Here is an 8,398-nt window from a genome sequence, read left to right on the forward strand (position 1 = left end):
GGCTTGGGGTTTGTGAGGAAGGGGCCTTACATGCAGCTGTCTGCCTTGCTGTAGCACGTTTCGGCTAGATAACAGTAACGAGCCATAAATCCCGGGTTTGGATTTGTGGTGGGGTGCCGTTATATGCAGGTCTCTGCGTTGTGGAGCATATTTCAGCAATATAACAGTAACGAGCCATAAATCCCAGGTCTGGATTTGTGGTGGGGTGCCGTTATATGCAGCTGTCTGCCTTGCTGTAGCACGTTTCAAAAACAGAGTGTGAAGGGGAGCGCTTAGAGACTGGAGCGTAAGTAACATATGGTGGAAATCCCGAACTTGGATTTTTACCATATGTTACTTACGTACAAGTCTCTGCTCCCCTAAGCACGTTTCACCAATCTAAAAAAATCAAAAAAACCGCAATCTCATACACGAGGTCGCGGTTTTTCTCATTCACTTAACGTCAGCATTTTCAATACGCTCCAACAGCTTCTGGTTATCATTCATACGTGCGAAGGCTTTCGCATCGTTCAATAAATCAGTAATCGCACCACTATCCTTACCCTCAGCAATGGCGTTTTGAGCACGACGGAAACAGATGCGTGCGGAATAATAAGTCACGTGATTATTCGCGCAGATTTCGTAGCCGTACTGTAGTAATGAATCGCTGGTTTTGTAGTCCTTCACGTGAGCAAAATACTCAGCGGTGTAAAAGACCATGTTCAGTGCGCGCCAAATAGCTTTATTATCGGTTAATGGCAAGGTGTGTAAGCTATCAAAAACTTTTTGAAAGTAAAATTCACTTTTCTGATTCTCATTATTATGCCCATAGGCGATACCACTTCCGGTATAAGCCAGCTGGGTAAATATCGTACTATGACTATCATCCAGATCGTTAAGGATCAAGTTGAAGTAGTACAGCGTATCAGCAATCGGTTTTTCCAGTAGCGCTGATAAATAGCCCTTTACAAAGTAGTATTGCATCTGACCGTGAAGTGATAGGTTAGCAAAATCGACCTGATCAAGGTCATCGTTGGCACTATCATATTCACTCGTAATCAGTTTATATTCAGCTCGATCTAGAAGCTGATTAGCTTCTGACTGAGCTGGTGGATTTACTGGAAATACGTCATCAAGTGTTAAGTTTAAACGGGCACAAAGCTGCGTCAAAATACGAATCGCAGGTGCCTTGCCCGAGTTTTCAAATTTACTGAGCGTCGCTTGCGTACAAATACCATCACACAGTTCAGCCTGTGACAGATCCATCGCTTTACGAGCTTTGATAAAGCGTTCAATATTCATGATCGATCATCTCGTATCTAGTATTTGAATTATATTATAACAGATTATTATATGACTGTCGTTCAGTCAACAATCAGGTTTAATAATGAAGCATTAATTGTAAACGCTAACAATTATTAACCGGATGATGAGGATAAATAAACCGCCGTTCCTAAAACGCTAATTATTCAAAAATAAATGTATATTCGCACCTAAAATGCTATTAATATACACTATTTAACCTTTTTTTGATAAATTCACTAAAAAATATTGCATTTTTTAAATCAGACGCCTATAGTAAGACGCATACGAAACAAGAACAAAAAAATTTGTGAGGTGAAACCAATGGACGTTGCGATAGTAGGCGTTACCGGCTACAGCGGCATAGTACTTTACACGTTGCTCGCTAAGCACCCGGCAATCGACCAAATTAATTTATATGGACATCAAGATGAAGGGAAAGATGGTGAGGTCCGCTATCTCGATGAATTGATTCCAGGTTTTCATGGACAGCACATCAAGATTCAAAAGTTTGATCCGCAACAAATTATGGCGGACAATGCAGCGGTCTTCTTTGCAACTTCCGCGGGGGTTTCAAGCCAGCTTGCTGGTGACTTCATCGATGCTGATTTTCCAGTCATTGATTTGTCTGGTGATTATCGTTTACCAGATCCAGCAGAGTACGAGAAGTGGTATCACAAACCAGCAGCACCAGCTGAACATTTACAAAAGGCGACTTATAGCTTAGCTGATTTTTATCAATCAGGAACCAACTACATCGCTAATCCAGGCTGTTACGCAACTGCAACGCTTCTCGGATTAGCACCCATGGTTCAAAGTGATTTGATTGATCCGGATACCATCGTGGTGGATGCCAAGTCAGGCACATCCGGCGCCGGCAAGAAGCTAACAGCGATCACCCACTTCACGGCGACCAACGATAACCTGCAGCTTTACGGGATAAACACCCACAAGCATATTCCAGAAATCGTTGCTCAACTCAAAAAGTGGAACGGATCCGTCAACGCGATTCAGTTCAGTACCACGCTGTTACCACTCACCACAGGTTTGATGGCAAGCATCTATGCCAAGGTTAAACCAGGTGTTGATCAGAAAAAACTGATGGCGGCTTTCAATCAAGATTACGCAGATTCGAATTTTGTTCACGTCTTGGACGGAACAACACCGGATATAAAAGAGGTCGTTGGTACGAACAACTGTGATATCGGCGTTGTCTACAATCCCGTTACCCAGACCGTCATGGTAATTAGCGTGATTGATAATTTAGTGAAGGGTGCCGCTGGGCAGGCGGTTCAAAACTTCAATCACTTGTTTAATTTAACTGAAACAACGGGGCTGCCAACCTTACCAGCCTTTGTTTAAAACCAAAATTAAGAATGAGAAAGAAGAACGCGTATGATAAAAACCGATGAAGTGACATTAACAAATTTCCAGTGGCCCACAGGATACTACAACGATGGTATTGAGATGGGACTTGGGGTGAGTGACAAACTAGATTTTGGCTACCTTGTTTCTGAAGTACCAGCCAGTGCTGCCGGTACATACACCACCAATAAATTTCAGGCGGCACCAACCAAACTCACCAAGAATACCATCAACCAAGATCATCAGCTGCAAGCAGTAGTGATGAACAGTGCCTGCGCTAACTCGTGTACGGGTAAGCAGGGCGAACAAAACGCCTTGACTGAACAGCAATTGATGAGTAAAAAATTGGGGATCGATTTAAACCTAGTCGGTGTGGCTTCCACTGGTTTAATTGGCGCTCAATTACCGATGGATAAGGTCACTGCTGGGATTGAAAAATTAAGTCCCCACTACGATGACAACGTGACCAAGGCTGTGATGACCACTGATAAAAAGCCTAAGCAGGCCTGCGTTCAAATTAAAATGGGTGGCAAAACGGTCACTATCACCGGTTTCGCAAAGGGTTCAGGGATGATTCATCCTAAGATGGCTACGATGCTTGGCTTTGTGACAACCGACGCTGGCATCGATGGTGAACTCCTGCAACAGACCTTAAGTCAAAACGTTGATACGACGTTTAACCAAATCACCGTCGATGGCGATACTTCAACCAATGACATGGTCGTAGTCATGGCAAACGGGATGGCTGGTGCACCGAAGTTAACCAGTACCGATGATGCTGACTTTTCAATTTTCCAAGCGGGACTGCACCTGGTTCTGCAAGAATTAGCCAAGCAAATTGCCGCAGATGGTGAAGGGGCCACTAAGCTGGTTGAATGCAACGTTAAGGGTGCTTTCAATGACCTTGAAGGCCAGGAGGTTGCTAAAGCAATCGTTGGTTCTAACTTGGTGAAGGCTGCTATCTTTGGGCAAGACCCTAACTGGGGCCGAATCATCTCGACCATTGGGATGACCAACGCTCATGTGGATATCGACCACGTGGATATTGAAGTTAACGGCATTAAAATGGTTGAAGATAGTTTGGGTTTATCCTTTGACCAGCAGGCAGCAAGTGATAGTATGGGGGCTAACAAAGTCGTGATTGACGTTAACTTACACGTTGGTCCAGCTTCAGGCCAAGCTTGGGGTTGTGATTTAACTTATAATTACGTCAAGATCAATGCCAGTTATCATACTTAAAAGGGAGTGCGAATCGTGAATCTTATCATTGTTAAAATTGGCGGCAACGCCATCTCAAAACTGAACAGCGACTTCTTTGAGCAGTTGCGTCAATGGCGTCAAGCCGGTAAAAAAGTGTTATTGATTCACGGTGGCGGTCCGCAAATCTCTAAGTTGTCAGCGAAATTAAATATTCCCACCGTTAAGAAAAACGGTATTCGAGTGACGGATGCAGAAACGTTATCGTTGACTAAAATGGTATTACTAGGCAATACCCAACCCGCATTATTGATGCGGCTGGCACACGAAGGGTTAGCTGCGATTGGTTTGAACGCCTCTGATCAGCAATTACTGACGGGGACGTATGTCGATCAAGCTAAGTACGGTTCAGTGGGGAGCATTACCGGCGTGAACGAACTGGCACTTTCTAAAATTTTAAGTGGTCAGATCGGTGTTTTAGCACCGCTTGCCCTCACGCCAACTGGCGAATGGCTGAACGTGAACGCTGATACAGCTGCTGCGGATATTGCGCGGGTTTTAAAGGCTAACCAGCTTTATTTACTGACAGATGTTCCTGGTGTCCTGAAAAATGGTAAAGTCATTTCTGCGATGATTCCACAAGACCTGCCACAGTTAATTGAAGACAAAGTGATTACAGACGGGATGCAACCGAAACTTTCAGCAGCTGTTGAAGCCGTTCATGCTGGGGTTCATGCGGTATGTATTACGGATCAATTAACCCATCCTGGAACAACTTTAAAAATGGAGGCAAACGATTGAAATGAGTATGACACATGTATTTCCAACTTATGACCGGTTTTCGTTTGAACCGATTTCTGGCAATGGCGTCGTGATTACCGATGATCAAGGCCAAGACTACTTAGATTTCACTTCAGGTATCGGTGTTTGCAACTTCGGTTATCAAAATACCAAAATTCAAAATGCTGTAAATGTGCAGCTCACCAAGATGTGGCATATTTCTAACCTCTATCAAAATCACTTACAAGAAGCCGTTGCTGAATTATTAGTGGGTGACGAAGATAAGTTAGTCTTCTTCGCCAATTCTGGTACAGAGGCCAATGAAGCTGCCTTGAAACTGGCTCGTAAAGCTACGGGTAAATCAAAGGTACTGTCATTCAACCATTCATTTCATGGTCGGACATATGGTTCAATGTCAATGACGGGTAATGACCACGTTAAAGACGGGTTTGCGCCATTAGTGCCAGACATTAGTTTTGCGGATTACAACGACATGAGTTCTTTGAACGCTATTACGGATGATTTAGCTGCGGTGATTCTCGAAGTGATTCAAGGTGAAGGCGGCGTCATCGTGGGTGACCAAGACTGGCTGCACGCGGTTCAGGATAAGTGCCAGAAGACAAACACTTTATTCATCGTGGATGAAGTGCAGACTGGTATCGGCCGTACAGGCTACAAGTTTGCTTATCAAGGCGTCGGTTTGGATCCCGACATCGTGACTTCAGCCAAAGCCTTGGCTAACGGGTTACCCGTGGGTGCCATGATTGGTAAAGCTAAACTGGGATCAGCCTTTGGTCCAGGTACTCACGGCTCCACCTTTGCCGGTAATCCGCTGACAATGGCTGCCGCACAAGCTGTTTTAACTCAGCTAACGCCTGCTTTTCTAGAAGAAGTTCAGGACAAAGCAGGGGCTGTTTGGGCCGAGCTGGACCGCTTTGATGACTTAAAGGTCGTTAAATCAGTCAGTGGGCGGGGTCTGATGATTGGAATTCATTTGACGGATGATCTGGCTGTCAACGACGTTATTAAAGCCCTGCACAAAAAAGGACTGCTGACGCTTTCAGCAGTCGGTAACACGTTACGTTTATTACCACCATTAGTGATGAGTAAAAATGATCTGTTGAGTGGTCTGCATACGATTTATCAGACACTTGAAGAGAAATAAATCAAATAAAATAAGCCTACTTTTTCAGCCATTGACGGCGAAATAGCAGGCTTATTTTATTTGGTTTGAAAAGAGTTAATCAAAAGAAATCTTATTGATGCCGTGGCCAAAGACTTCCGCCTCTTTAAAGGTGACAGCATAAACGTTCATGTTGTCGCGAGCCTTTTGGTCAAAAACGGAGAAGCTGGCGTACTTTTTGTCCATGGTAACGAACAGCTCGTTGCGACGTTCGTTTACCATCTTGATATCGGCACCCGTGACCCGCACTGTGCTGGAATCCTCTACAGAAAGTGGTGTGGTTGTAAAGGAAACGTGCGGGTTAGCCGCAATTTCCTTAACTTTGTCATCGTCTTTTGCCGTGGCAATGTAGACGGTATTTTCAGATTCTTCTGGGAAATATAAAAAGTTAACGGTTCGGACATTAGGGGTGTGGCCGGCCAATGATTCGGTGGCTAAAGCTAAGTTCATGGCATTTTCCAGAACGTAAGTGTAGGTTTCTTTGGTGGTCATAGATGATCCTCCTTAAAATTTATGCTGATTCTATTATATCGCTTTTGCGATATTCAGCCATCTTTTAATTGACAGGAAGGATTAACTCAAGTACACTGTGTTTGGAATCATATTATATGACGTATAATATTGTAGGAGGTAAACGGTATGGCCATACAAGTCAGTTCTGAATTATTAGATGGCAGTGTGCTGGCAATTTTGACACAGCAGGACTACTACGGTTACGCACTGACGCAGCGAGTTCAGCAAGCCATCAAGGTATCCGAGTCCACCATGTACCCAGTATTACGCCGACTGAAGAAAAACGGCTGGTTGACCACCTATGATGAACCCTATCAGGGGCGCAACCGGCGTTATTATCAGATCACGGCGGATGGCAAAGTTCGGTTAGAAACGATTCAAAAAGAGTGGCAAGATTTCAAGTTCGGTATCGATTCAATGTTAGGAGATGAAAATAATCATGGATAAATACATCGCGGAGTTTAAAGCGTATCTCAATCAGTTGAGTGAAGATGAACTGGACGAAGTTGTGAACTTTTACTCTGAATACTTGGCAGATGGCGGATTCGAGACGTATGAAGCTGCTGTTGCTGAGTTAGGATCACCGCGTCAGTTAGCACGCAAAGTTCTGGCTGATTACTCGATCCGGTTATTGGATTCTCCTGAAGAAGAGGGGCAGACCATGGGGAGCCGAGCAGCCCATTCACGCCGGCAAGTTCGCACGATTTGGCTGATTCTGTTGGCAATCTTATCCACACCTGTAACGATTCCCATAGCGATTGCTGTACTGGCGACTTTATTAGGTGTGTTAATAGGGGCCGCAGCGATTATTATTGCCATCATCGTGACGATTGTTGCATTAGCCGTTGCTGGGGTTATTGGACTTGGTGTCGGTATCGGGATTATCGGTCAGTCATTGCCAACCGGATTAGTCTATATCGGTGGTGGGTTAGTTGTCCTCGGGCTCTTCATCGTGTTGATCCCAGCGTTCAACTGGTTAATTCGTGGTGCCATTCACGTGACTTTATCCTTCAGTCGCTGGCTATATGGTAAGCTAACCTCTCGCAACCGGGCAGAAAAGGAGCGTGATCGAAAATGAAAAAGACTTTCTTCACTGGAATGATCATCTTAATCATCGGTGGTATCATGCTGGCGATTGGTATCGGTAAGGGCAATATCAAGTCGGTTTACTGGGATAATGGGCTAAAGACTGACGAAAAGGTCACTCAAACACGTGGTATTAGTCAGGTGGATACCGTTAAAATTGATGGTACCGTCTATGGTCCCGTTTCGATTCACCGCGGCAATGTCGCCAAAGTGACGATTCGTGGGAATAAAAGTGATCACATTAAAGCAAACGTCTCCGGTCATGAACTGACCATTTCAGGTGGTACGAAAACGCACGTTATGCTTGGTGATTTTAGTACGAATATGGGGTCACCCAAAATCGAAATTACCGTGCCAAAGAAAACGCAAATCAAGAATATTGAAAATCGTAGAGAAATGAGTTTAAGCGTTGCAGATTTAGCCATTGAACGTTTTAAAAATACCAGTAACGGTGGTTTAAATCTGTCTAATGTGACTATTTCGAAGTCTTTCGAACTATCTCATGAGACTTACGGTGATATTACGATGGATAACGTGTCTTATAAGCATGGATTGAACCTTAAATCTTCGGATGATGTGACGATTCGCAACAGTCGATTTGACCAAGCGGATAGTCGGATTCGTTCAAGTTATGGTGATGTGATGCTGAGTAATAATCACTGGCAGAATCTAACGGTTACTAGTGACCAAGGTAATCTGAACCTTGAAGATCAATTTGTTAAAAATACACTGACAGCGGATTCTAGTAACGGTGATGTGACCGCTCGAATTATGCCTCGAAACGCAACGACGATTCACGCTGACAGTTCCACGGGGGATACTTCCATTTACGGAAAAAGTCAGAATAATTATGGCAAGGCTAAACCAAATGGTCAGACGTTCCAATTAAACTCGTCGAATGGTGATGTGACGGTCACAAGGTAGATAATCAAAGAGTGTGACACAACTCGGTAGATTCCAGAATTTAACGCAAAAAAACGTATTCCGTCGAAC

General features: G+C 44.1%; 9 protein-coding genes. 7 read left to right on the forward strand and 2 right to left on the reverse strand.

Going from position 1 to position 8,398, the window contains the following annotated elements; genetic code table 11:
• Positions 1–432 precede the first annotated feature (432 nt).
• Entirely contained in the window at positions 433–1,281 is an 849-nt protein-coding gene (locus tag AC6H04_RS07865) for a helix-turn-helix domain-containing protein (protein WP_497571174.1), read from the reverse strand.
• Between the two features lie 324 nt (positions 1,282–1,605).
• On the opposite strand from AC6H04_RS07865, the gene argC reads away from it, so the two are divergent.
• The 4 genes from argC to argD are packed head-to-tail and all read left to right on the forward strand — an operon-like array spanning position 1,606 to position 5,788.
• Positions 1,606–2,643: an N-acetyl-gamma-glutamyl-phosphate reductase gene (argC, locus tag AC6H04_RS07870; RefSeq protein ID WP_497571175.1), complete on the forward strand. Its 1,038-nt coding sequence runs from the start codon at positions 1,606–1,608 to the stop codon at positions 2,641–2,643.
• Between the two features lie 33 nt (positions 2,644–2,676).
• Entirely contained in the window at positions 2,677–3,885 is a 1,209-nt protein-coding gene (argJ, locus tag AC6H04_RS07875; protein ID WP_497571176.1) for a bifunctional glutamate N-acetyltransferase/amino-acid acetyltransferase ArgJ, read from the forward strand.
• Positions 3,886–3,897: 12 nt separating this feature from the next.
• Positions 3,898–4,644, forward strand: coding sequence for an acetylglutamate kinase (gene argB, locus AC6H04_RS07880; RefSeq protein ID WP_497571182.1), 747 nt, complete (start codon positions 3,898–3,900; stop codon positions 4,642–4,644).
• A gap of 1 nt (position 4,645) precedes the next feature.
• The gene (argD, locus tag AC6H04_RS07885; RefSeq protein ID WP_497571177.1) at positions 4,646–5,788 is read left to right on the forward strand and encodes an acetylornithine transaminase; all 1,143 of its coding nucleotides are present in this window, start codon (positions 4,646–4,648) and stop codon (positions 5,786–5,788) included.
• A gap of 75 nt (positions 5,789–5,863) precedes the next feature.
• Here the strand turns inward: argD and AC6H04_RS07890 are convergent, their stop codons facing one another.
• Complete coding sequence (locus AC6H04_RS07890; protein WP_497571178.1) at positions 5,864–6,298, reverse strand: pyridoxamine 5'-phosphate oxidase family protein; 435 nt, start codon at positions 6,296–6,298, stop codon at positions 5,864–5,866.
• 147 nt (positions 6,299–6,445) lie between these two features.
• On the opposite strand from AC6H04_RS07890, the gene AC6H04_RS07895 reads away from it, so the two are divergent.
• The 3 genes from AC6H04_RS07895 to AC6H04_RS07905 are packed head-to-tail and all read left to right on the forward strand — an operon-like array spanning position 6,446 to position 8,329.
• Positions 6,446–6,766 carry a PadR family transcriptional regulator gene (locus AC6H04_RS07895; RefSeq protein WP_497571179.1) on the forward strand — a complete coding sequence of 107 codons (321 nt, stop codon included), beginning with the start codon at positions 6,446–6,448 and terminating at the stop codon, positions 6,764–6,766.
• Complete coding sequence (locus AC6H04_RS07900; protein ID WP_497571180.1) at positions 6,759–7,397, forward strand: DUF1700 domain-containing protein; 639 nt, start codon at positions 6,759–6,761, stop codon at positions 7,395–7,397. Before AC6H04_RS07895 ends, AC6H04_RS07900 begins: the two co-directional genes overlap by 8 nt.
• Positions 7,394–8,329: a DUF4097 family beta strand repeat-containing protein gene (locus tag AC6H04_RS07905; protein ID WP_497571181.1), complete on the forward strand. Its 936-nt coding sequence runs from the start codon at positions 7,394–7,396 to the stop codon at positions 8,327–8,329. The genes AC6H04_RS07900 and AC6H04_RS07905 overlap by 4 nt, the downstream gene beginning before the upstream one ends.
• Positions 8,330–8,398 lie beyond the last annotated feature (69 nt).

It is taken from the genome of Secundilactobacillus sp. MJ173 (assembly GCF_059704265.1).